The following is a 23884-nucleotide window of genomic DNA, read 5'->3' as shown; positions in this document are numbered from 1 at the left end:
CAAAACACCCCTTTTGTGCAATCTGAATGGGGTGTTTTATATGAATCAAGAGGAGGAAATAAAAATGAAACCACGTAAAGTTATGATAATTGGGGCAGGTAATGTAGGGTCCGCTGCGGCTCACGCATTTGTTAATCAAAAATTTGTAGAGGAGTTAATCCTTGTCGATTTAAATAAAGAACGTGTGGAAGGAAATCGGAAGGACTTGGCAGATGCAGCAGCATTTATGTCCGGCCAAATGGATATTTCAGTTCGTGAAGCAAGTGATTGCAGAGATGTCGATATAGCTGTAATTACGGTGACAGCGGGACCATTAAAAGAAGGGCAAACACGTTTAGACGAGCTAAGAAGCACATCAAGAATAGTGGCAAGTATTGTCCCTGAAATGATGAAAGGCGGGTTTAATGGTATTTTCTTAATTGCCACGAATCCTTGTGACATTATTACGTATCAAGTTTGGAAATTATCTGGACTACCAAGGGAACAGGTGCTTGGAACTGGAGTTTGGCTTGATACAACAAGATTACGCCGTTTATTAGCGGAGAAATTAGATATTGCTGCTCAAAGTATCGATGCATTTATTTTAGGTGAACATGGAGATTCACAGTTTCCTGTCTGGTCACATTCCTCTATATACGGTAAACCAGTAAATGAGTATAGTATGGAAAAACTCGGAGAATTCCTTGATTTAAAATTAATTGGTGAAACTGCCCGTGATACTGGCTTTGAGATATATCATCAAAAAGGCTGCACTGAATATGGGATTGCTGGAACTATTGTAGAGATTTGCCGCCATATTTTCAGTGGCAGTCAACGTGCTCTAACTGTTTCTTGTGTTCTTGACGGCGAATATGGTCAAACTGGTTTAGCAATCGGTGTTCCGGCAGTTTTAAGCCAAAATGGCGTAAAAGAAATTATTTCCTTAAAATTAAACGAACAAGAACAACAAGCATTTGACCATTCCGCTTCAGTAATCAAGGAAAATATAAATTCTATTTAAGAAGGCGATAATATTATTATGTAAACTAAAAACGATTTCCTTTTATGAACTAAAACTAGTACAGATGTTCCTTTTTATGCTATCATATAATGTATGACGTGAAACGAAGAGAGGACGAATAAATTGTACGATTACATAAAAGGAACAGTTACTACGATTACACCAGAATATATTGTTGTCGAAACAGGACAAATTGGCTATCAAATAATTACAGGAAACCCGTTTTCCTTTCAACGATTAGAAGGTACAGAAACCCAAGTCTTTTTGTATCAACATGTGAGGGAAGATAACATTTCTTTGTTTGGTTTTCAGTCAACAGAAGAACGTTTTCTGTTCAAAAAATTATTGAGTGTTTCTGGTATTGGACCAAAAAGCGCGTTAGCTATTATCGCTTCAGGCGATGTCGTTCCATTAATTTCTGCTATTGAATCTGAGGACGATGTTTATTTAACCAAATTTCCGAGTGTCGGTAAAAAAACAGCTCGACAAATTATTCTCGATTTAAAAGGAAAGCTGGCTGATGTTGTCGCGAGTGAAATAGTTTATGTTGCTCCAGAAAACGATATGGTTGCTGGGCTTTCCCCGCAATTGGAAGAGGCCGTATTAGCTTTAGAAGCCCTTGGTTACAGTACGCGTGAACTTAAAAAAGTAATACCAAAATTGGCTAAAGAAGCTGATTTAACAAGTGATGCATATATCAAACTAGCACTGCAATTAATGACAAAATAGAGAGGAGCTTGTGGCATGGATGAACGAATTATTTCAAGTGAAACGGTAGACGCAGAAGAAGTATCTTTTGAAACTAGTTTGCGGCCACAAACCCTTTCACAATATATTGGGCAAGATAAAGTAAAGAATAACTTAACTGTCTTTATTGAAGCTGCCACGCTCCGAAATGAAGCGCTAGATCATGTGCTTTTATACGGACCTCCTGGACTCGGTAAAACAACGCTTGCGATGGTTATTGCTTCTGAAATGGGGAGCGAAATTAAGACAACGAGCGGACCTGCGATTGAACGCCCAGGTGACTTGGCGACTATTTTGACAAGTTTAGAACCAGGTGACGTTTTATTTATTGATGAAATCCACCGTTTATCTAGAGCGATTGAAGAAATTTTATATCCAGCAATGGAAGATTATTGTTTGGATATTGTTATTGGAACAGGACCTACCGCGCGTTCTGTTCGCTTAGATTTGCCACCATTTACACTGATTGGAGCAACGACTCGGGCGGGACTTTTATCGGCACCACTTAGAGACCGCTTTGGTGTGATTGACCATTTGGAATTTTACACGGAAGAGCAATTAACCGAAATTGTCCTTAGAACGTCTGGGATATTGGATACGAAAATCGATGACCTCGGTGCACGTGAAATTGCAAGACGATCTAGGGGAACCCCGAGGATTGCTAATCGTCTATTGAAGCGTGTTCGTGACTTTGCGCAAGTTAGAGGAAACGGTACAGTTACTGAAAAATTAGCTAAAGAAGCGCTGACACTACTTCAAGTGGACCCAAGAGGACTTGATACGATTGACCAAAAGCTACTTCATACGATTATTCAATCATTTAGAGGTGGCCCTGTTGGTTTAGATACAATCGCAGCAAGCATTGGCGAAGAGCGAGAAACCATTGAAGATATGCAAGAACCCTATTTACTACAAATCGGTTTTCTACAAAGAACCCCGCGAGGACGAATTGCGACGGAAACAGCATACAACCATTTAGGAATAAGTTATGAAAAAGAGGTATAAAGAATGAAAGTAGAAGATTTCGATTTTGATTTACCAGAAGAATTAATTGCGCAAACCCCATTACTTGACCGGACTTCAAGCCGACTAATGGTACTTGATAAAGAGTCAGGTGAGATAAAAGATCAACATTTTACTGATATAATTAGCTATTTAAATAAAGGAGATGCACTAGTATTAAACGATACGCGTGTTCTCCCAGCTAGGCTTCATGGGATTAAAGATGAAACTGGCGCTCATATTGAAGTATTACTTTTAAAACAAAAAGAAGGCAATGCTTGGGAAACTTTAGTAAAACCTGCAAAAAGAATTCGTAAAGGCGCTACTATTACATTTGGGGATGGGGCTTTAAAAGCTACTTGTTTAGAAGAACTTGAGCACGGTGGCCGAATTCTTGAATTTTCTTATGAAGGTATTTTTTATGAAGTATTGGAGCAACTTGGTGAAATGCCCCTGCCTCCATATATTAAAGAGCAACTTGCAGATCAAGATCGTTATCAAACAGTTTACGCGAAAGAAAATGGTTCTGCAGCAGCGCCAACTGCCGGCCTGCATTTTACCGAAGAGTTATTAGCACAAATTAGTGCCAAAGGTGTAGAAATAATATTTGTAACTCTGCACGTTGGTCTTGGTACGTTCCGTCCAGTAGATGTGGAAGATACTCAAAACCATAAAATGCATTCTGAATTTTATCGTTTAACAGAAGAATCTGCTGATCGGATTAATAAAATCAAATCAGCTGGCGGAAAAGTAGTAGCAGTCGGAACAACCTCTATTCGTACTTTAGAAACGATTGCGAGTCGTCATGGTGGTAAACTAATTGCAGAATCAGGTTGGACAGATATTTTCATTTCTCCAGGATATAAATTCCAGGCAGTAGATGCGTTAATTACTAATTTCCATTTACCAAAATCGACATTAATTATGCTCGTGTCTGCTTTATCAGACCGCACAAAAATTTTAGCAGCCTATAATCATGCTGTAGAAGAGCAATATCGCTTCTTTAGTTTTGGCGATGCAATGTTTATTCATTAAATTACGAAAAAATTAACAGAAAAGCTTGTTTTCATTAGTAATTTTCGTTATGCTAGTGAATAGAGTAAATTAGAAAGAGGTAACACATGTCTGCCATTCGTTATGAACTAATTAAAACAGATAAACAAACAGGTGCTCGTCTCGGTAAAATTCATACACCACACGGCACATTTGATACACCAATGTTTATGCCAGTTGGTACACTTGCAACGGTAAAAACAATGTCGCCCGAAGAATTAAAAGCGATGGGCGCAGGTATTATTTTAAGTAACACCTATCATTTATGGTTACGTCCCGGAGAAGAACTTATTCGAGAAGCGGGCGGGCTACATAAGTTTATGAACTGGGATCAACCAATCTTAACGGATTCAGGCGGTTTTCAGGTGTTTAGTTTGAGTAAAATGCGTGATATTAAAGAAGAGGGCGTTCATTTCCGTAACCATTTAAACGGAGACAAACTTTTCTTATCACCAGAAAAAGCAATCCAAATTCAAAATGCGCTTGGATCGGATATTATGATGAGTTTTGATGAATGTCCCCCGTACCCAGCGTCTCATGAATATATGAAAAAATCAGTAGAAAGAACATCACGCTGGGCTGAACGTGGCTTAAAAGCGCACCTTAGACCAGAAGACCAAGGTTTGTTTGGTATCGTTCAAGGTGGAGCTTACGAAGACTTACGAGCTCAAAGTGCTAAAGATTTAGTATCTCTAGACTTCCCTGGATACTCCATTGGTGGATTGTCTGTTGGTGAACCAAAAGATGTCATGAACCGAGTTTTGGAACACACTACACCACTATTACCAGCTAATAAACCACGTTATCTAATGGGCGTAGGTTCGCCTGACTCATTAATTGATGGCGTAATTCGAGGAGTGGACATGTTTGACTGTGTTCTTCCCACACGTATTGCACGAAACGGTACTTGTATGACATCTAGTGGTCGCTTAGTCATTAAAAATGCTAAGTTTACCCATGATTTCCGTCCAATTGATGAAAATTGTGATTGTTATACATGTAAAAATTACTCGCGTGCATACATTAGACACTTGATTCGTTGTGAAGAAACATTTGGAATTAGACTTACAACTTATCATAATCTTCATTTTCTGTTAAACTTAATGAAGCAGGTTCGTTCCGCTATTATGGAAGATCGACTTGCTGATTTTAGGGAAGAATTTTTTGAGCAATATGGATTCAATCGTCCTGATGCAAAAAATTTCTAAATATATATAAAGTATCGAAAGGAGTTGGAAAATATGGGTGGCGGTATTGTAACATTTATACCAATTATCTTGATGATTGTTTTGTTCTATTTCTTACTAATCAGACCTCAGCAAAAACGTCAAAAAGAAGTACAAAATATGCAAAGCAGTTTAGCTAAAGGTGATAAAATTATTACTATTGGTGGACTTCACGGTGTTGTAGAAGCAATTGAAGATGGCACAGTCATTTTAAAATGCGGAAACAGCAAATTAACTTTTGACCGTAATGCAGTAAGAACTGTACTTGAAAAAGGTAATACAGTTTCTAATCCAGTTGTAGCAGAAACAACTTCTGATGACACTGAAGTAGTAGAAGACAACAAATAATACTTGAAATAAAAATGCCATTTCCCTTTAAACGGTGGAGTGGCATTTTTTAAACACAAAAAATAGAGCTTATACTTTCCATTTAAGCTTTTTTTAGATAAAATGGGAATATGCTTATTGTTTAAGAAAGGGGATGACTTGATGACGGATACATTTTCGGCTTGGTATGAGGATTTAGAACCGGCAATTTTAATTAAAGTGGAAGATTTTCATATTCTAGGCTACCGAGAAATCAAGGCTAGTCACATTTGGGCTTTTTTAACAGAGGAAAAGTGGAAGAATAACCCAGCCCCAGCATTGCATGAACGAATAAATGATGTCATGCAAATGAAAATTGGACAATTAATGCAGTTTATTATGACAACAGCTGAACAAGAATCTAATAACCATGTTTCTCAAGCAGATAGCATGCTTCAACCAAATGTGGAAGATTAACAGCCTGTTAGCAAATGCTTGCTTTTCGTACATAAGATAGAAGTATTTGTTGTTAGACTGGGATTTGTTATGGTTTAGATGAGGGAGGAACGAAACAGAAATGGTAAAAAAGAGTAAGATAGTTATTTTCTTTCTAGTAGTTGCAATTATTTTTGGTGCTGTATTTGGTACCGCAAAAATGGTTATGCAAAATATTAATCTTGGCTTAGATCTTCAAGGGGGATTTGAAGTTCTATATGAAGTGTCTCCAGCTAATGGTAAAGGAACTGTTTCTAAGCAAACATTAACAGATACAGTGACTTCACTTGATAAACGGGTCAATTCATTAGGTGTTGCAGAACCAAGTATTCAAATCGAAGGAAATAACCGCATTCGTGTTCAACTTGCTGGGGTAACTGACCAAGCAGAAGCACGAAAAATGTTATCAACTACTGCCCAATTATCATTTAGAGATGCTAATGACAAAATGATGATGAATGGTAGTGACTTAGTTGCAGGCGGTGCTAAACAAGCTTTTGATTCGAGCAATAATCCAATTGTTACTTTAAAACTAAAAAGCGCAGATAAATTTGCTAGCGTAACAAAAACTATTCTAGCAGAAGCACCTGACAATCAATTAGTTATTTGGTTAGACTGGAAAGAAGGACAAAAATACAAAACAGAACGTGAAAAGAAAAATCCAGCTTACTTATCTGCACCAAATGTAAGTAGCGTATTAGATACAGATAAAGTAGAAATTTCTGGGAGTTTCACAACAGAAGAAGCAAAAGATTTAGCTGAATTGCTTAACTCTGGTGCACTTCCTGTGAAAATGACTGAAGTTTACTCTACCTCTGTTGGTGCGCAGTTTGGTCAAGATGCATTACAAGAAACAATTTTAGCTGGAATTATTGGTGTTATCGCTATCTTTATTTTCATGATGGCTGTTTACCGTTTACCAGGTGTTATTGCTTCTATCACACTAGTTGCATACACTTATTTAGTACTATTAATATTAAGTCTGCTTAACGCAACACTTACTTTACCAGGGATTGCAGGTTTGATTCTGGGGATAGGTATGGCTGTTGACGCGAACGTAATAACCTACGAGCGAATAAAAGAAGAGATTAAGGTTGGTAGATCGACGAAAGCTGCTTTTGAGGTCGGTGGTAAAGAAGCATTTCGTGCGATTTTAGACGGTAACTTGACGACACTTATCGTTGCTGCCGTGCTCTTCTACTTTGGAACAAGTTCCATTAAAGGTTTTGCTACAGTATTGATTATTAGTATTTTAGTCAGCTTCTTGACAGCTGTATGGGGATCAAGATTCTTATTAGGATTACTCGTGAAAAGTAATTGGCTTAATAACAAACCAGGTTTCTTTGCGGTTAAACGAAAAGATATCCATAACTTACATGAAGGCATTAATAGCTTTAGCTTAAAAACACACTTTGACCGTTTTGACTTTGTAAAACATCATCGTCTGTTCTTATCCATTTTTGCAGCAATTGTCATTGTCGGTATCGTTATTCTCTCCATATTTAGATTGAACTTAGGTATTGACTTTGCCAGTGGGACACGAGCGGAAGTAACTGCTAATCAAACACTGACAGAAACGCAAATTAAGAAAGATTTAGATGCGATTGATATGCCATCGGATGATATTGTTTTCCAAGGTTCAGGGTCTAAAACAGCCGTTGTTTCTTATAAAGGAACATTATCCCAAAATGACGTAGCCAAATTTAAAAATTACTTTAATGACAAATATAAGCACGAACCAAGCATTAGTACCGTTTCACCAACTGTTGGGAAAGAACTTGCCAAAAACGGCTTCTGGGCACTCGGTGTGGCTTCTGTGCTGATTGTACTGTATATTGCAGTCCGGTTTGAATTTTATATGGGTATTGCGGCGATTCTGTCCTTACTATTCGACGCATTTATCATCTTTATCTTCTTTAGTGTAACAAGGCTGGAGGTTGATTTAACCTTTATCGCCGCGGTTCTGACGGTTATCGGTTATTCCATAAATGATACGATAGTCACCGCCGACCGGATACGGGATATTAGCATGAAGATGCAACGATTTAAGACGAAAGAAGAAATTGCAGATGCAGTTAACAAAGCGTTGCGACAAACCTTCACTCGTTCTATTAATACAATCCTAACCGTTATCTTTACTGTGCTTGCACTCGTATTATTTGGTAGTGAATCTATTCTTAACTTCTCCATCGCTTTACTAGTTGGACTTGTTTCCAGTGTATTCTCCTCCATCTTTATGGCAATGCAATTATGGTACGTATTTAAAGCAAGACAATTACGTAAAAAAGGACCGATTAGCACAGTCAAAAAGAAAAAACCACGTAATAATGGACAACCTGTAGTTTAAAAAGAATAGCCGGATTTCATAAATTGAAATTCGGCTGTTTTTAATAGACGTGAAACGGGTAAATAATAAGATAATTGTTACAAGGAGGAGAGAGAATGAAAGAAAACAAAGTTCAATGGCAAGTAATTGTGGGGATTATTTTAGCACTTATTATTGCGATATTTGCAGTTATTAATGTAGACCCAGTAGAGGTTAACTTTTTATTTGCTCAAGCTGAGTGGCCGTTAATTTTAATTATTATAGGTTCTGTACTAGTTGGTTGTTTAATTATCTTTTTCTTAAACATTGCCAAATCACGTGGCATGAAGAAAAAAGTAAAACAATTAACTGCTGAAAAAACAGAGCTAGAACGTCAATTAGCAGCTGCAAAATCGATGAAAACACATTCATCTAATGTAGAAAAACGCGATACTGAAAATACAGTAGAGCCAATTAAATAATAAAGAAGACGCTAACTTACTTAGTTAGCGTTTTTGTTTGGAAGATTCCTCTTGGTTTTTCTAGCAATTTTAGATATAATAGGAAGGTTGAGAGGTGGGGTAAAGTGATTCATTCAAAATACGTATGGAATATCGAGGAAGCAAGCGACGAGAGAGCTAGCCAACTAGCCGAACAATTAAAAATCTCGCTTCCACTTGCAAAATTACTTTGGAAAAGAAAAATTACAACGCAAGGACAATTCGATAAATTTTTCCACCCAGAGAAATATGAAAGTTACGACCCATTTTTATTTGCTGAAATGGATCTAGCTGTTGCTCGGATTAAACAAGCAATTGACTCAAATGAACAGATTTTAGTCTACGGAGATTATGATGCTGATGGAGTGACAAGTATTGCTGTTTTAATGAAGACACTACGACATTTGGGAGCAAATGCCGAATTTTATATTCCAAATCGTTTTACAGAAGGATATGGGCCGAATATTGATGCATTTAATATGGCGAAAAGTCAAGGCGTCGATTTAATTATCACGGTGGATAATGGGATTGCTGCACTAGAAGTTATGACGCATGCGAAGGAAATCGGGCTAGATGTCATTGTAACGGATCACCATGAACCACGTGAAGTTATGCCAGAAGCTATTGCAGTTATTCATCCAAAACATCCTAAATCTGCGTATCCATTTGAGGAGCTCGCTGGAGTCGGCGTTGCTTATAAATTATCTCATGCTCTTCTTGGCGAGGAACCAAAAGAACTACTTGATTTGGTCGCAGTTGGAACAGTGGCGGATTTAGTTTCGTTAACGGATGAAAATCGCTTTTTAGTTCAATTAGGCTTACGTCAATTACGTGAGAATGCTAACTTAGGTCTTGCGGTACTAGCAAAAAAAGCAAGTTTGAAATTAGAAGAAGCTACAGAAGAAACGATCGGTTTTGGACTTGCGCCGCGACTTAATGCTGTCGGTCGTCTTGGCCCAGCTGATCCTGCCGCTGATTTACTTTTAACAGAAGACGAAGAAGAGGCATTATTTCTAGCTGAAGAAATAGATGATGCAAATAAAGAACGTAAACAAGTTGTTGTAGATGTGACGAAATTAGCGATAGCTGCAATTGAGGCAAAAGAATCTCTTGGAAATGTTATAGTCGTCTCCGGAGAAGGTTGGAATACTGGTATATTAGGAATTGTAGCTTCCAAATTAGTTAGTATTTATTCTCGACCTGCTATTGTACTTGGAATTGATCCTGTAACAGGTATAGCAAAAGGTTCTGGGCGCAGTGTAGAGGCTTTTCACTTGTACAAAGCGCTAGATAAACATAGAGTATTAATGACTGCTTTTGGTGGTCATCCAATGGCAGCAGGGCTTACTTTACCAGCAGAAAACTTAGCTGAACTTGAAAACAAGTTACAAGAGGATGCTAATCACCTATCTGATGAAGATTTTCGACCTGCTTTAAAAATAGAAGAAAAAATAAATCTTGCTGATATCTCTGTTTCTTTTATAGCACAAGTAGAGAAATTAGCACCTTTTGGAATGGATAATCCAAAACCAATTTTCCTATTAGAAAAGATGAATTTAAAAGGAACCAAAAGAATTGGGGCAGATAAAACCCATCTAAAAACGATGCTTACAAATGAAGATAGTGATGCAAGTTTAGATGCTATTGGCTTTGGTGTTGGCGATTTAGTAGAGAAAATATCTCCTCATGCAGCAGTAGATGTTGTCGGGGAGCTTTCCATCAATGAATGGAATAATATTAAAAAGTCACAACTTCGCATGATAGATATTCACATACCGCACTGGCAGCTTTTTGATGTGCGAAATAAAGCCGAATGGTCTAGAATTTTACAAGAACAAAATGCGCAGCGACTTTTTGTTTGTTTTGAAGAAAGAACGGTTACAACTCTCGCAGAACAAAAATATATATTGGTCGATGAAACGAAAGGTTTTACAGCAGATTTTCAAACTGAGGAATTAGTTTTTGCTGATATGCCGGCGAAAGTAGAGTTAATAGAAGAAATTGTGCGCGAAACAAAACCAGAGCGAATCTTTGTTCATTTTGATGCTTCTGAAGGTAATCAAATCCCAGCAATACCTGACCGGGGAGCATTTGCTGAGCTATATAGTTTAATAAAAAAATTCCAACCATTTCCAATCGAAAAATATACCCCAAGGCTTATACAAAAGTTTGGCTGGAACAAAGAACAAATAGATTTCATGTCAAAGGTGTTTTTTGATTTAGAATTTGCTAAAATGGATAGTGGTCAGATTATTATTAACCAAGTTGTTGAAAAACGTAATTTGGACGAATCCTTAGTTTATCAACAAAAAGTAGAAGAAATAACTACTAGAAAAAAACTGTTATACTCCAATTATACTGAGCTTCATAGTTGGATAAAATCAATGATGGAAACATCAATTTACCCGAATGCGGAGGAACTAGAAAATGGAAATTAAAGATTTACAAGATTACGTAGCGATTGTGAACGATTGGCCGAAAAAAGGGATTGTTTTTAAAGACATTACGCCACTTATGAATGACGGAGAAGCATATCGTTTTGCTACGGATAAAATTGTGGAGTACGCAAAAGAATTAAAAATCGATATAATTGTTGGTCCAGAAGCACGTGGCTTTATTATTGGCTGTCCTGTTGCTTATGCGCTAGGAATTGGATTTGCTCCAGTCCGTAAACCAGGTAAACTTCCACGTGAAACGATTGAAATGGAGTATGATTTAGAATATGGTACTAATAAATTATCCATGCATAGCGATGCCATTAAACCTGGTCAACGCGTTTTAATTACAGATGATTTATTAGCAACTGGTGGAACTATTGAAGCTACCATCAAACTAGTAGAAGAATTAGGTGGTATTGTTGCTGGTTGTGCTTTCCTAATCGAACTAAAAGAACTTGAAGGACATAAAAAATTAAATGGTTACGATCGTTTAATTTTGATGAAATTATAAAAAACAAACTACTCCTGATATTTTAGGAGTAGTTTTTTCATAAAAAATCTTTAAACCACTAGAAAATGTGGAAAAACAAGGAAAAGTACTTTATAAACAAACAAGTGACATGCTATAATGTAATACAAGAATCTTTTTTAAGAACACTCAGTTATTGGGTGTTTTTAAGTTGGATATAGATGACATAGAAATAAGAGGGTGAATGTAAATGGCGAAAGAACAAAATCTGACAGCTGAGCAAGTCATTGATATGGCTTCTCATTATATGAATCAGGAACATCTTGCGCTTGTGAAAAATGCGTATGAATTTGCGCGCGATTCTCATAAAGAACAATTTCGTAAATCAGGTGAGCCGTATATTATTCATCCAATTCAAGTTGCTGGCATTTTAGTAGAGCTGAAAATGGATCCATCGACTGTTGCTTCAGGATTTTTACATGATGTCGTAGAAGATACTCCCGTTACACTAGCTGACTTAGAAGAAGTTTTTGGGGAAGAAGTTGCCATGCTAGTGGATGGCGTTACAAAATTAGGTAAAATTAAATATAAATCGCATGAAGAGCAACAAGCTGAAAATCACCGAAAAATGTTTATTGCAATGGCGCAAGATATTCGAGTCATTTTAATAAAGCTTGCCGATCGATTACACAATATGCGTACTTTAAAACATCTACCAGTTGAGAAGCAACGAAGAATTGCGAATGAAACCTTAGAAATATTTGCTCCACTGGCGCATCGTTTAGGGATTTCACGAGTTAAATGGGAATTAGAAGATACCGCGTTACGTTACTTAAATCCACAACAATATTACCGCATTGTTCATTTAATGAAACAAAAAAGAGATGCCAGAGAGCGCTATTTACATGATGTTATAGACGGGGTAAATGAAAATTTAGACGAATTAAACATTCAAGCTGATATCTCTGGAAGGCCAAAGCATATCTATTCTATTTACCGAAAAATGTCGGAGCAAAATAAGCAATTTAATGAAATTTATGATTTGCTTGCGGTCCGTATTGTTGTTAGTAGTATTAAAGATTGTTATGCTGTGCTTGGGATTATTCATACGCGCTGGAAACCAATGCCAGGCCGTTTTAAAGACTATATTGCAATGCCTAAATCTAATATGTATCAATCCATTCATACGACAGTAATTGGACCTCAAGGCGAACCGCTTGAAGTGCAAATCAGGACCCATGAAATGCACCAAATCGCTGAATACGGTGTCGCTGCTCACTGGGCATATAAAGAAGGAAAAGTTGTTAATTCAAAAACTTCTTTTGATAACAAGCTTACTTGGTTCCGCGAAATTTTAGAATATCAAAACGAATCGGATAACGCTGAAGAGTTCATGGAAAGCTTAAAACTCGATTTATTTTCTGATGTTGTTTATGTTTTCACACCAAAAGGGGATGTATATGAGTTACCAAATGGCTCTGTTCCACTTGATTTTGCTTACCGCGTCCATACCGAAATCGGAAACAAAACGATTGGTGCAAAAATAAACGGAAAAATTGTTACATTAGATTATAAATTAAAAACAGGCGATATTATTGATATTTTAACGTCTAAACATTCCTACGGACCAAGCCGCGACTGGTTAAAATTAGTCCAAACATCGCAAGCTCGCAATAAAATCAAGCAATTTTTCAAACGACAAGCAAAAGAAGAAAACGTTGAAAAAGGCCGAGATTTAGTTGAAAAAGAAATTAGACAACTTGGGTTTGAACCGAAAAAAATTATGGTCACTGAAAATCTTCGCAAGTTAGCTGATAAGTTGAACTTTTCTCATGAAGATGATCTTTTTGCAGCGGTTGGTTATAATGGCATAACTGCTTTGCAAGTTGCTAATCGTTTAACAGAAAAACTGCGGAAAGAGCGAGAACTTGAAGCTGAAACGGAAAAACTATTAACACAAGCAGAGAATAAACCGTCTAATTCAGATGCTAATAATGAGAAGCTGAAGATTAAACATAATGCTGGTGTTGTAGTTCAAGGGGTAGGAAACTTATTAATTCGTCTTTCTAGATGCTGTAATCCAGTACCTGGTGATGATATTGTAGGTTATATTACAAAAGGTCGTGGTATTTCCATCCACCGTCAAGACTGCCCGAACGTTCAAGCGATTGAACCAGAACGTTTAATTGAAGTAGACTGGGAAGATACAGATTCGCAAGCAAAAAATGATTATAATGTTGATATTGAAATTTACGGTTATAATCGTAACGGCTTGCTAAATGATATTCTTCAAGTTATTAACAGCTTGACGTCCAATATTAATGGAGTCAATGCCAAAGTAGACAATAATAAAATGGCAACCCTCGTTGTCACACTACAAATTCATAATATTAATCATTTACAGCGAGTTGTGGATAAGATAAAACAAATTCCAGATGTTTATACAGTTAGAAGATTAATGAATTAAAGGAGTGGAAAAGAAGTGCGTGTGCTACTACAAAGATGTTATGAAGCTTCCGTCAGTGTGGAAGGGGAAATTATTAGTGAAATTGCTGGAGGTCTATGTCTATTAGTTGGGTTTACTCATACTGATAATGAAGAAACAGTAGAATACATGGCGAAAAAAATTATTGGGTTACGAGTTTTTGAAGATGAATCAGAGAAAATGAATATTTCTTTAGCCGAACGTGGTGGCGCAATTCTCAGCGTTTCACAATTCACCTTATATGCGGATGTTAGTAGAGGCAAACGCCCAAGCTTTACAAAATCTGCTCCTGGAGAAAAGGCGGAAGGGTTGTACAACTTATTTAATAACAAACTTTCCGATGCAGGATTTATAGTTGAAACTGGTGTGTTTGGTGCATTTATGGACGTGAAAATTGTCAATAATGGCCCAGTTACTATTATGCTAGACTCTGAAGAAATGCGAAAATAAAAAAAGCGATCATTCTAGTGATATTTCATCACTGGAATGATTGCTTTTTTAGTTAGAAAAGTAATTAGATAATCCATCAGTTACTGAATCAGCAATTTGGCTTCTATAAGATGCTGAATTAATGTTTCTTTCGTCTTTTGCAGAGCTTAAGTAACCAAGTTCTAGAAGGACAGCTGGTTGAGAATTTTCTCTTACTACATAATAATCGCCAACTCTTGAGCCGCGGTTAGTAGTAGGAAGATTATTTCCAAGCGTAGTATTAATACTTTCAGCGAGCGATTTATCACTATTATCATAATAATAAGTAGTTTGACCGCTAACACCTTTGCTACTATCTTCTAAACTATCAAAATGAAGACTAATAAAAACGTCTGCGTTATTTTTTGCTGCTATATTAGTCCGAGATTTTAAGGAAACATATTTATCACTGTTTCTAGTTAAAATTACTTTAGCGCCTCTTGATTCTAATTTTTCTTTTAGTTTTTTGGCTGTTTTTAAAGTCATTTCTTTTTCTACTGTACCATTTGCGCCTTTTGCTCCTGGATCATTGCCACCATGACCGGGGTCAATAACAATAGTTGCTTCGGATAATTTAGTTGTTTTACTTCGTGGGCTGGAAGTTTGACCTTTGTCGGACACATCTACTACCCAGTTAGCCACATAACCTTCTTCGCCACTTGTGGTGCGGATTTTATACCAATCACCTTGAACCCCTTGAATAGCAAAACCTTGGCCAGAATTGGCTTTTTCAATAACGGCTCCATCTCGTCCTGGTTTATTTCTTATGTTTGTGGAGTCATCTCGAATCGTTACGGTTTGAAGTTCACTTTCATCTACTTTAGTTACAGATTCGCGTATAGTTAAGTACTGAGAACTAACCCATGCACTTTTACCGTTATACTGAATTTGCGCCCAGCCATTTTGTTGGCTTGTTACAGTTACTTGATCACCATTATTTAGTAATCCAAGTGATGTACTTGAAGTACTAGGCTTTTCACGTACATTTAGTCCACCATCAGAGGAGACAATAGCGACACTATTACTTGCAGCGCTGACATCTGTATTTTCTACTAGCCAGCTCGCAACCCAACCACTATTTCCGTTATCTAATTGAACTTTGTACCATTGATTTTCTTCACCAACTACCCGGAGTACTTCATTTTTTCTGGCTTGGCTTGTTACATCATAAGCTAAACCAGGACCGCTGCGGACATTTAAGACTTCTGCTTTTACGATGACGGAATTTGCATTCGCCATTGCAATGGTTGTAAAAATACCTGCTGCAATCAATAAAATGGAGACAACGGTGATAAAAATGAATTTATTCTTCATTTAAAGCTAACACCACCCATATACTCATAAACTTTTATCTGACAGTAAAATGTTACCATAAAATGCGCTTTCATGGAACTAGAAAGTGAGTATTTATAAAAAAACTGACAAAATGTTGACTTTTCAGTGTGTTTTTAGTAATCTTAGAATAATTCATATTTAAAACTAGCGACAGAGAAAAGTAAGAAAATCCATGCTATACAGAGAATTTATCCCATTTGGCTGAAAGGATAAAGATAGTCACATTTTCCGAAAAGACACTCTCGAGGTTTCTTGTTGAAAACAGTAAACAAGAACGTATTCAGGCGTTAACTGACTTAAGTGAGGACTTATTAATAGTTCTAATTAGGGTGGTACCACGGGTGTAAATAAACTCTCGTCCCTTGTTTTTATAACAAGTGACGGGGGTTTTTCTTTATATTTTTAAGGAGGGGTATGGTGATGGATTTGCAATTACCAAGAGGGACACGAGATATTTTGCCAGAAGAAGTTAGTAAATGGCATTTTTTAGAATCGGTATTTAAAAAAGTTTGTGAAAATTATCAATACGAAGAAATTAGGACGCCTGTTTTTGAACATACGGAGTTATTTGAACGAGGCGTGGGCGATTCAACAGATATCGTATCTAAAGAAATGTATACTTTTGAAGATAAAGGTGGTAGAAGCCTTACTTTAAGACCAGAGGGGACTGCTTCCGTCGTTCGTGCTTTTGTTGAACATAAATTATACGGCGAAGTTAGCCAACCGATTAAAATGTACTACAATGAGCCAATGTTCCGTTATGAACGCCCACAAGGCGGAAGACAACGCCAATTTACTCAAATGGGAATCGAAGCACTTGGTAGTGACGATCCTTCCATTGATGTAGAAGTTATCTCGCTTGCAATGGAGTTCTTCAGGAAAATTGGTTTAACTAATATTAAACTAGTCATTAATAGCCTTGGTGACAAAGAAAGTCGTTTAAAACACCGAGAAGCACTAGTTGCGCATTTTGAACCACATATTGATGAATTTTGTGCAGAATGTCAGGTACGATTACACAAAAATCCACTTCGCATCTTAGATTGTAAAAAAGATCATGATAATCCGCTTATTCAAACAGCACCATCTATTTTGGATTTTTTAAACGAAGAATCAGTTGCATATTTTGAAAATGTTAAAAAATATCTAACTGCATTAGAAATTCCGTTTGAAATTGATCCAACAATGGTTCGTGGTTTAGATTATTATAATCATACAACGTTTGAAATTATGAGTGTGGAAGAAGGATTTGGAGCGAAAACAACACTTTGCGGTGGTGGTAGGTATCACGGTTTAGTCAAAGAATTCGGTGGACCTGATACACCAGGGATTGGTTTTGGAATTGGCGTAGAACGAATTTTACTTGCCTTAGAAAAAGCCGAAATCAATATTCCAGAAACAAAACCGTTAGAAGTATATGTAATTACTGCACAGCCAGAAGCTGAATTAAAAGCAGTGACACTTGTAAATAAATTAAGACAAAATGGAATTAGTGCAGAAAAAGATTATTTAAAACGAAAATTAAAAGCACAATTAAAAGATGCTAATAGAAAGAAAGCAATATATACCGTAATTCTAGGTGAAGAAGAGTTACAAACAGGTAATTATCAATTAAAAAATATGGAAACAGGCGAACAAGAAGCCGTTTCGGAAACAACTATTATCGAAAAACTAACAAACACCAAGGAGGAGAAATAAAATGGAAAAACGTACAAGTTACTGCGGTGAATTAAATGAAACACATATTGGTCAAAGTGTTATCCTTCATGGTTGGGTGCAAAAACGTCGCGACTTAGGTGGACTTATTTTCATTGATTTGCGCGACCGAGAAGGAATTGTCCAAGTGGTTTTCAATCCTGAATTTTCAAAAGAAGCATTGGAAATTGCAGATAGCGTTAGAAATGAATTTGTTGTTACTATCAAAGGGAAAGTTCATGCTCGCGGGGAAAAAGCGATTAATGATAAGTTAGCAACAGGTAAAGTAGAAGTTTTAGCAGAAGAAATTACTATTTTAAATACCTCTAAAACACCACCATTTTACATTGAAGACGGCGTGAATGTTTCTGATGAACTTCGCCTAAAATATCGCTACTTAGACTTGCGTCGCCCAGAAATGAATAATATTTTCAAAATGCGCCATACAGTAACAAGAACTTTCCGAAACAAACTAGATGCACTTGGTTTCTTTGATATTGAAACACCTTATTTAACGAAAAGCACGCCAGAAGGAGCGCGTGATTATCTAGTACCAAGTCGTGTATACCCAGGTAATTTCTATGCACTACCACAATCTCCGCAAATTTTGAAACAGTTATTAATGACTGCCGGTTTTGATAAATATTATCAAATTGTACGTTGTTTCCGAGATGAAGACTTGCGCGGTGACCGTCAACCAGAATTCACACAAATCGATTTAGAAACAAGCTTTTTAACAAAAGAAGAGATTCAAGCGATTACAGAAGATATGCTAGTGGATGTTGTTAAAGAAGCGAAAAACATTACGATTGAAAAACCATTCCCACGCATGACTTATAAAGAAGCAATGGATCGTTTTGGTAGCGATAAACCAGATATTCGTTTCGGCTTAGAATTACAAAACGTTTCAGAAGTCGTAAAAGATGTCGATTTTAAAGTATTCCAATCAGCTATTGAAAACGGTGGCGAAGTAAAAGCGATTAATGCAAAAGCTGCTGCAACTAATTTCTCTCGTAAAGATTTAGATGCATTAGGCGTTTTTGTTGCTAATTACGGTGCAAAAGGGCTAGCCTGGCTAAAAGTTGAAGCTGGTGAATTAAAAGGACCAATTGCTAAATTCTTCCCGGAAGATAAAGCAGCAGAACTACAAGCAGCACTTCAAGCTGAAGATGGTGATTTATTGCTATTTGCAGCAGATAAAGCGGATATAGTTGCAGCATCGCTTGGAGCGCTTCGTAATAAGTTAGGGAAAGACTTAGATTTAATTAATGAAGATGAACTTGCTTTCCTTTGGGTAACAGATTGGCCGCTCTTTGAGTATGACGAAGAAGCAGGGCGTTATGTATCGGCGCACCATCCATTCACTTTACCAAAAGAAGAAGATATTCCACTTCTTGAAACAGATTCTTCCAAAGTAATGGCAGAAGCATATGATATCGTATTAAATGGATATGAAATTGGCGGTGGTTCGCTTCGTATTTATAAAAAAGAAGTACAAGAATCGATGTTCCGCGCGCTTGGTTTCACGGATGAATCAGCAAAAGAACAATTTGGTTTCCTGATGGATGCATTAGAGTATGGTACGCCACCTCATGGAGGTATCGCACTTGGCTTAGATCGTATTGTTATGATCTTGGCAGGTCGTAACAACTTGCGTGATACTATCGCGTTCCCTAAAACAGGAAGTGCAGTAGATCCACTAACAAATGCACCAGGTGAAGTTAGTGTAGCACAGTTAGCAGAACTAAAACTAGAAACAGTAAAAAAAGAAACTAACTAAAAAAGAAGCTGAGTGTCCGCGCTCAGCTTCTTTTTTTAAAAATCATCACTTAATTCTTGAATACTTTCGACGTGCACTTTATTAACTAATATTCCTTGATTGGAATCATTGGACCAAAATGGGCCATCAAGTTCCTTCGCTTCACTGGAGCTGATTTTCTTTTTATTATAAAAAGTGGCTTCCACATTGTAGCGATTCCCTTTTTCTACTGTATCCCAGCTTTCCTTAGAAAGCGGTAAAGTAATTGATTTGTTTCCAGCACCATCAATTTTGCCGGTGACGGTATTATTTTTATCTTTTTGGTCCACCACAAAGTTAAATGTAACATCTACTTTTGACGAAGCATGTTGATAGAGGTAATAACCGCCAAAAAGTAGTATGGCTGCTAGAAGGGTGAAAATGGGGATTTTACGCATAGGGAATTTCGCGCCTCCTTATCTGTTCTAAACGTTCTTCCTTTTTCATTATAAGTGTAAAAGCTAAGAAGCGGAAGGGGTAAACGCCATTTCTCATTGATTTTTTAGAATAGAGGCCCCATTTTTAATTAATTCACCATTTTAACTATTCATTTTGATGGTTTATCTTGTAATGCGTCGATTCCAGTTTCGCCAGTGCTGATTTTAATGACCTCGGCAAGTGGGTAAATAAATACTTTTCCATCACCTGGCTCCCCAGTTCGCAGTGTTTCTTTAACGACTCGAAGTACATCATCAACAGGCACCGTGGAAACAACGATTTCAATTTTCATTCGTTCATGAATATTGCTTTCTTTTTTTGTACCACGATAAAGTTCGATAAATCCTTTTTCTAAGCCTGTACCAAGTGCTTTTGTGACAGTTAGTCCGCTTACTCCGATTTTTGCAAGTTCTTTTTGAAATAAATTAAAGCGGTTTGGGCGAGTAATGATTTCGATTTTTGTTAATCCAGACATATTGTTGCCTCCTTTATTCTTGATATGCTTTTTCACCATGCAGCGTCAAATCAAGTCCTTTGTATTCTTGTTCTTCATTTACACGAATTGGTAAAAATAGTTTGATAATTACGACGATTATAGCTGTTACTACAGCTACATATGCAACCGTTGAGCCGATTGCAATTAATTGTTTCACTACTAGAGAAGCATTTCCGTAAAATAACCCATTTGCTCCAGCTTCATTTACTTTTGTTGTGGCAAAAAGTCCGGTTGCAATACCACCCCAAATACCTCCGATTCCGTGAAGACCGAACGCATCAAGTGCATCGTCATATTTTACTTTGCCTTTCAACCAGAACACAGCCCAGAAGCATAGAGCCCCGCCGAGGAAACCGATGATAAGTGAACTTGGAACGGTAACGAATCCAGCAGCAGGAGTAATAGATACTAACCCAGCAATTGCTCCGGAAATGGTCCCTAGCATAGTTGGCTTTTTATTAGTCAACCATTCTACCATTCCCCAGCCGATAATACCTGCAGCAGCTGCCGTATTCGTATTTACAAAAGCTATCATAGCTACATTATCAATTGTAAGGGCGCTACCAACATTAAATCCATACCAACCAAACCAAACTAGAATACCGCCAATAAGTGCAAGTGGTAAATTATGAGGGGAAGCAGAGTCGGCTTCTTTCCTTCGTCCAATCATAATTGCAAGTATTAATCCTGTTACACCGGAACTAATATGGACCACATTCCCGCCGGCGAAATCAAGTGCGCCAAGGTTACGTAACCAACCACCATCACCCCAAACCCAGTGAGCGACAGGGGAATAAACAAGTAAAGACCATAGGATAATGAAAATCAAGTAGGCGGAGAAATTCATTCGTTCTGCAAATGCCCCAGAAATGATGGCAACAGTCAAAATAGCAAAAGTCATTTGGAACATCATAAACAAAATGTGCGGAATTGCATCTGAGTAAGTGTCATTTGCCGCAAAGCCAACATCATGAAGGAAAGTCCAGTCGAAACTGCCGATAAAGCCATTTCCGGGTGCAAAAGCTAACGAGTAGCCAACAATCACCCAAAGAATAGAAATAATTGCCATCGAACTAAAACTATACATTGCTGTACTTAACACGTTTTTGCGGCGAACCATACCGCCATAAAATAATGCAATCCCTGGTGTCATCAACCAAACCAATAAGGTACAAAAGAACATAAATACTGATTCCATACTCAACTCTCCTTTTTGTTAGATAAACTAACATATAATATTTTATTTATGCGTTTATAATACACTATATTCAAATAAAGGCAAGAATATTTTATCAATTCAATAAATTTGGTTAGATTATCTAACATACAGCGTTTTCAATTGGGTCTTTTTTAGATTTATTTCAGAATAATCAGATAAATAAATAGGTTAGTTTCCGCAAAAATGGTAGATAAAAAGCCTATTAAAAAATAGGCTTTTTCCATTAAATATAAAACATATAACCATCAGTTAGTTCAGAATCAGTAGAATGTTTTAGTAAGTCAGCAAGAGTAGTTTGATCTAGCACATCGCGGACAGCATTACGCATTCGAGTCCAAAGTTCTCTCTGGGCAGCTTCTTCATCATCCATACTTTCAACGAGTACAATAGGCCCTTCCAGTGTGCGGATAATGTCACCGGCAGTAATTTTTTCAGGATCGCCATTTAATACATATCCACCGTGTGCACCGCGGATGCTTTTGACGATTCCTGCATTACGTAGCGGTCCGATTAATTGTTCTAAATAATGCTCGGATAAATTTTTATCTTGCGCAATACTGCGAAGAGAGATTGGCCCATCACCAATCCTTTTCGCAAGTTCAAGTGTTATTGTTAAGCCATAACGGCCCTTTGTTGTAATTTTCATTTTTATATAACCTCCAGTAATTTCAAAAAACACTTATATCGCATCTATTATATCGGAATTACTGTCAGAAGGCAAAGAAAACAAGTGAGTGAACGTACAGGTGTTCTTATGGTATAATAGAAAGCAAGCAAATAAGAAGGAGCGGTTATATGGCAATTCAACCCTTAGCTTACCGGATGCGCCCGAAAGCGCTAGATGAAATCGTGGGACAAACGCACTTAGTCGGTAAAGATAAAATTATTTATCGGATGGTCAAAGCAAAACAATTATCTTCTATGATATTATATGGACCGCCTGGAATTGGAAAAACCTCGATTGCAAGTGCGATTGCTGGTAGCACCAAATATGCGTTTCGTACGTTAAATGCTGTAACAAATAATAAAAAAGATATGGAAGTAGTAGCAGCCGAGGCGAAAATGAGTGGTACTGTTATTCTTCTATTGGATGAAGTACATCGTTTAGATAAAGCGAAACAGGATTTTTTACTTCCTTTGCTTGAAAGTGGTGCGATTATTTTAATTGGTGCAACGACAAGTAATCCTTATATCGCAATCAATCCTGCAATTCGAAGTAGGACACAAATTTTTGAGTTAAAACCTTTAACGGTAGAAGATATTATGATAACAATGGACCGGGCTCTTCGTGATAAAGAACGTGGACTCGGAAACTATGAAGTGGAAATAGATGAATTTGCGAAAAAACATTTTGCCACAGCGAGTAATGGTGATGTACGTAGTGCTCTTAATGCGCTGGAGCTTGCTGTTATTTCTTCTGAACCAAATGAGGACGGGATTATTCATATTACGCTTGATGTGGCGGAAGAGTGTTTGCAAAAGAAAAGTCTTGCACATGATAAAGACGGCGATGCTCATTACGATGTTTTAAGTGCTTTTCAAAAATCAGTTCGTGGTAGTGATGTTAATGCAGCGCTTCATTATATGGGACGTTTGATTGAAGCGGGGGATTTAGTGAGTATTAGCAGGAGAATGCTTGTTATGGCTTATGAGGACATTGGTCTTGCAAATCCACAAGCTGGAGCGCATACACTTGCTGCAATTCAAACAGCAGAAAAAGTAGGATTTCCTGAGGCACGAATTCCGCTTGCAAATGCTGTTATTGAACTCTGTCTTTCACCGAAGTCAAATTCTGCTATTATGGCAATTGACGCAGCATTAGCTGATATTCGCCAGGGAAATAGCGGCGAAGTACCCGATCATTTACGTGATGGTCATTATTCGGGGGCTAAAAAACTTGGTCGAGCAATTGATTACAAGTATCCGCATAATTACGATAATGCATGGGTGGATCAACAATATTTACCCGATCGGCTCAAAAATAAATTATATTATGACCCGAAATTCACTTCTAAATTCGAGCAAACAATTGCTGGTGTGTACCAAAAAATTAATGAAAATAAAGCAAAAAAAGAATAAAAAAATACCAAACTGAAAAGTCGCTAACATTGAAATTTCGTCTTTCATATGGTATTCTAAGTTAAGAAAAGAAACCCTAATGTATTCGATATAGTTCCTGATATTTTTGAACCGAACAATTTTTTATACCTAGGGAGCTTGGAGTTCCGGCGCGGCGCACATGCCTTCACACGAGGAAGTGCAAACCGTTAGACAGAGCACCCACCTGCTTTAATTGAGAGCGGGTTCAAAGGAAGGGAATCCTAAACGGTACGATTGGGGTTTCTTTTTTTGTATGTAAATAGGAGTTATTCCTCTTTACTTTACAAGAGTATTGCTGTTACAATAAGA

21 protein-coding genes, 1 other RNA gene and 1 other annotated feature are annotated in these 23884 nt (G+C 37.3%); of the genes, 17 read left to right on the top strand and 5 right to left on the bottom strand.

All coding sequences use genetic code 11. The features are described from left to right. Window positions 1-64 precede the first annotated feature (64 nt). The 13 genes from HCB38_RS06555 (at window position 65) to dtd (ending at window position 14476) form a co-directional block, all read left to right on the top strand. A complete protein-coding gene (locus HCB38_RS06555; RefSeq protein ID WP_185637887.1) occupies window positions 65-1000 on the top strand; it encodes an L-lactate dehydrogenase in 936 nt (311 codons plus the stop codon). 123 nt (window positions 1001-1123) lie between these two features. Continuing rightward, on the top strand, window positions 1124-1729 hold the full coding sequence (gene ruvA, locus HCB38_RS06550; protein ID WP_185607763.1) for a Holliday junction branch migration protein RuvA: 606 nt from the start codon (window positions 1124-1126) through the stop codon (window positions 1727-1729). A gap of 15 nt (window positions 1730-1744) precedes the next feature. Beyond that, window positions 1745-2752, top strand: coding sequence for a Holliday junction branch migration DNA helicase RuvB (ruvB, locus tag HCB38_RS06545; RefSeq protein WP_003762401.1), 1008 nt, complete (start codon window positions 1745-1747; stop codon window positions 2750-2752). A gap of 3 nt (window positions 2753-2755) precedes the next feature. After that, a complete protein-coding gene (gene queA / locus HCB38_RS06540) occupies window positions 2756-3784 on the top strand; it encodes a tRNA preQ1(34) S-adenosylmethionine ribosyltransferase-isomerase QueA (protein ID WP_185318849.1) in 1029 nt (342 codons plus the stop codon). 86 nt (window positions 3785-3870) lie between these two features. Further along, window positions 3871-5010 carry a tRNA guanosine(34) transglycosylase Tgt gene (gene tgt, locus HCB38_RS06535; protein WP_185607762.1) on the top strand — a complete coding sequence of 380 codons (1140 nt, stop codon included), beginning with the start codon at window positions 3871-3873 and terminating at the stop codon, window positions 5008-5010. Between the two features lie 33 nt (window positions 5011-5043). Continuing rightward, entirely contained in the window at window positions 5044-5376 is a 333-nt protein-coding gene (yajC, locus tag HCB38_RS06530) for a preprotein translocase subunit YajC (RefSeq protein WP_185318847.1), read from the top strand. 141 nt (window positions 5377-5517) lie between these two features. After that, window positions 5518-5811, top strand: a complete 294-nt coding sequence (locus HCB38_RS06525; RefSeq protein WP_185318846.1) for a post-transcriptional regulator — start codon at window positions 5518-5520, stop codon at window positions 5809-5811. Window positions 5812-5911: 100 nt separating this feature from the next. After that, window positions 5912-8176 (top strand): protein translocase subunit SecDF, encoded by a 2265-nt coding sequence (gene secDF / locus HCB38_RS06520; RefSeq protein ID WP_185637885.1) that lies wholly within the window; start codon window positions 5912-5914, stop codon window positions 8174-8176. A 95-nt stretch (window positions 8177-8271) separates the two neighbouring features. Further along, entirely contained in the window at window positions 8272-8616 is a 345-nt protein-coding gene (locus HCB38_RS06515) for a LapA family protein (protein ID WP_185318844.1), read from the top strand. Window positions 8617-8720: 104 nt separating this feature from the next. After that, window positions 8721-11072, top strand: a complete 2352-nt coding sequence (recJ, locus tag HCB38_RS06510) for a single-stranded-DNA-specific exonuclease RecJ (protein ID WP_185637882.1) — start codon at window positions 8721-8723, stop codon at window positions 11070-11072. Beyond that, window positions 11062-11583 (top strand): adenine phosphoribosyltransferase, encoded by a 522-nt coding sequence (locus HCB38_RS06505; protein WP_003723528.1) that lies wholly within the window; start codon window positions 11062-11064, stop codon window positions 11581-11583. Before recJ ends, HCB38_RS06505 begins: the two co-directional genes overlap by 11 nt. A gap of 208 nt (window positions 11584-11791) precedes the next feature. After that, the gene (locus HCB38_RS06500) at window positions 11792-14008 is read left to right on the top strand and encodes a RelA/SpoT family protein (RefSeq protein ID WP_185637880.1); all 2217 of its coding nucleotides are present in this window, start codon (window positions 11792-11794) and stop codon (window positions 14006-14008) included. A gap of 15 nt (window positions 14009-14023) precedes the next feature. Continuing rightward, window positions 14024-14476 carry a D-aminoacyl-tRNA deacylase gene (gene dtd, locus HCB38_RS06495; protein ID WP_185318842.1) on the top strand — a complete coding sequence of 151 codons (453 nt, stop codon included), beginning with the start codon at window positions 14024-14026 and terminating at the stop codon, window positions 14474-14476. Between the two features lie 48 nt (window positions 14477-14524). Here dtd and HCB38_RS06490 read toward each other — a convergent pair whose 3' ends face one another. Next, on the bottom strand, window positions 14525-15808 hold the full coding sequence (locus tag HCB38_RS06490; RefSeq protein WP_185318841.1) for an N-acetylmuramoyl-L-alanine amidase family protein: 1284 nt from the start codon (window positions 15806-15808) through the stop codon (window positions 14525-14527). 159 nt (window positions 15809-15967) lie between these two features. Next, window positions 15968-16195 (top strand) — a binding site (T-box leader). Between the two features lie 54 nt (window positions 16196-16249). On the opposite strand from HCB38_RS06490, the gene hisS reads away from it, so the two are divergent. Both hisS and aspS read left to right on the top strand, forming a co-directional pair. Then, a complete protein-coding gene (hisS, locus tag HCB38_RS06485) occupies window positions 16250-17527 on the top strand; it encodes a histidine--tRNA ligase (RefSeq protein ID WP_185318840.1) in 1278 nt (425 codons plus the stop codon). Between the two features lies 1 nt (window position 17528). Beyond that, window positions 17529-19304 carry an aspartate--tRNA ligase gene (aspS, locus tag HCB38_RS06480; RefSeq protein ID WP_185318839.1) on the top strand — a complete coding sequence of 592 codons (1776 nt, stop codon included), beginning with the start codon at window positions 17529-17531 and terminating at the stop codon, window positions 19302-19304. Window positions 19305-19339: 35 nt separating this feature from the next. Here aspS and HCB38_RS06475 read toward each other — a convergent pair whose 3' ends face one another. From HCB38_RS06475 to cymR, 4 genes are all read right to left on the bottom strand, one after another. Further along, entirely contained in the window at window positions 19340-19720 is a 381-nt protein-coding gene (locus HCB38_RS06475; protein ID WP_185318838.1) for a hypothetical protein, read from the bottom strand. Between the two features lie 149 nt (window positions 19721-19869). Further along, on the bottom strand, window positions 19870-20235 hold the full coding sequence (locus HCB38_RS06470; RefSeq protein WP_185318837.1) for a P-II family nitrogen regulator: 366 nt from the start codon (window positions 20233-20235) through the stop codon (window positions 19870-19872). A gap of 13 nt (window positions 20236-20248) precedes the next feature. Then, complete coding sequence (locus HCB38_RS06465; protein ID WP_185637878.1) at window positions 20249-21454, bottom strand: ammonium transporter; 1206 nt, start codon at window positions 21452-21454, stop codon at window positions 20249-20251. A gap of 244 nt (window positions 21455-21698) precedes the next feature. Beyond that, window positions 21699-22121, bottom strand: a complete 423-nt coding sequence (cymR, locus tag HCB38_RS06460; RefSeq protein WP_185318835.1) for a cysteine metabolism transcriptional regulator CymR — start codon at window positions 22119-22121, stop codon at window positions 21699-21701. 149 nt (window positions 22122-22270) lie between these two features. Between cymR and HCB38_RS06455 the strand changes: the two genes are divergently transcribed. Both HCB38_RS06455 and ssrS read left to right on the top strand, forming a co-directional pair. After that, complete coding sequence (locus HCB38_RS06455) at window positions 22271-23554, top strand: replication-associated recombination protein A (protein ID WP_003766983.1); 1284 nt, start codon at window positions 22271-22273, stop codon at window positions 23552-23554. A 70-nt stretch (window positions 23555-23624) separates the two neighbouring features. Then, a non-coding RNA gene (gene ssrS / locus HCB38_RS06450) (6S RNA) lies at window positions 23625-23820 on the top strand. The last annotated feature ends 64 nt before the right edge of the window (window positions 23821-23884 follow it).

It is taken from the genome of Listeria farberi, assembly GCF_014229295.1.
Lineage (GTDB): Bacteria > Bacillota > Bacilli > Lactobacillales > Listeriaceae > Listeria > Listeria farberi.
The sequence above is the reverse complement of the archived record's forward strand: the minus strand, read 5'-3'. Positions and strand labels throughout refer to the sequence as shown.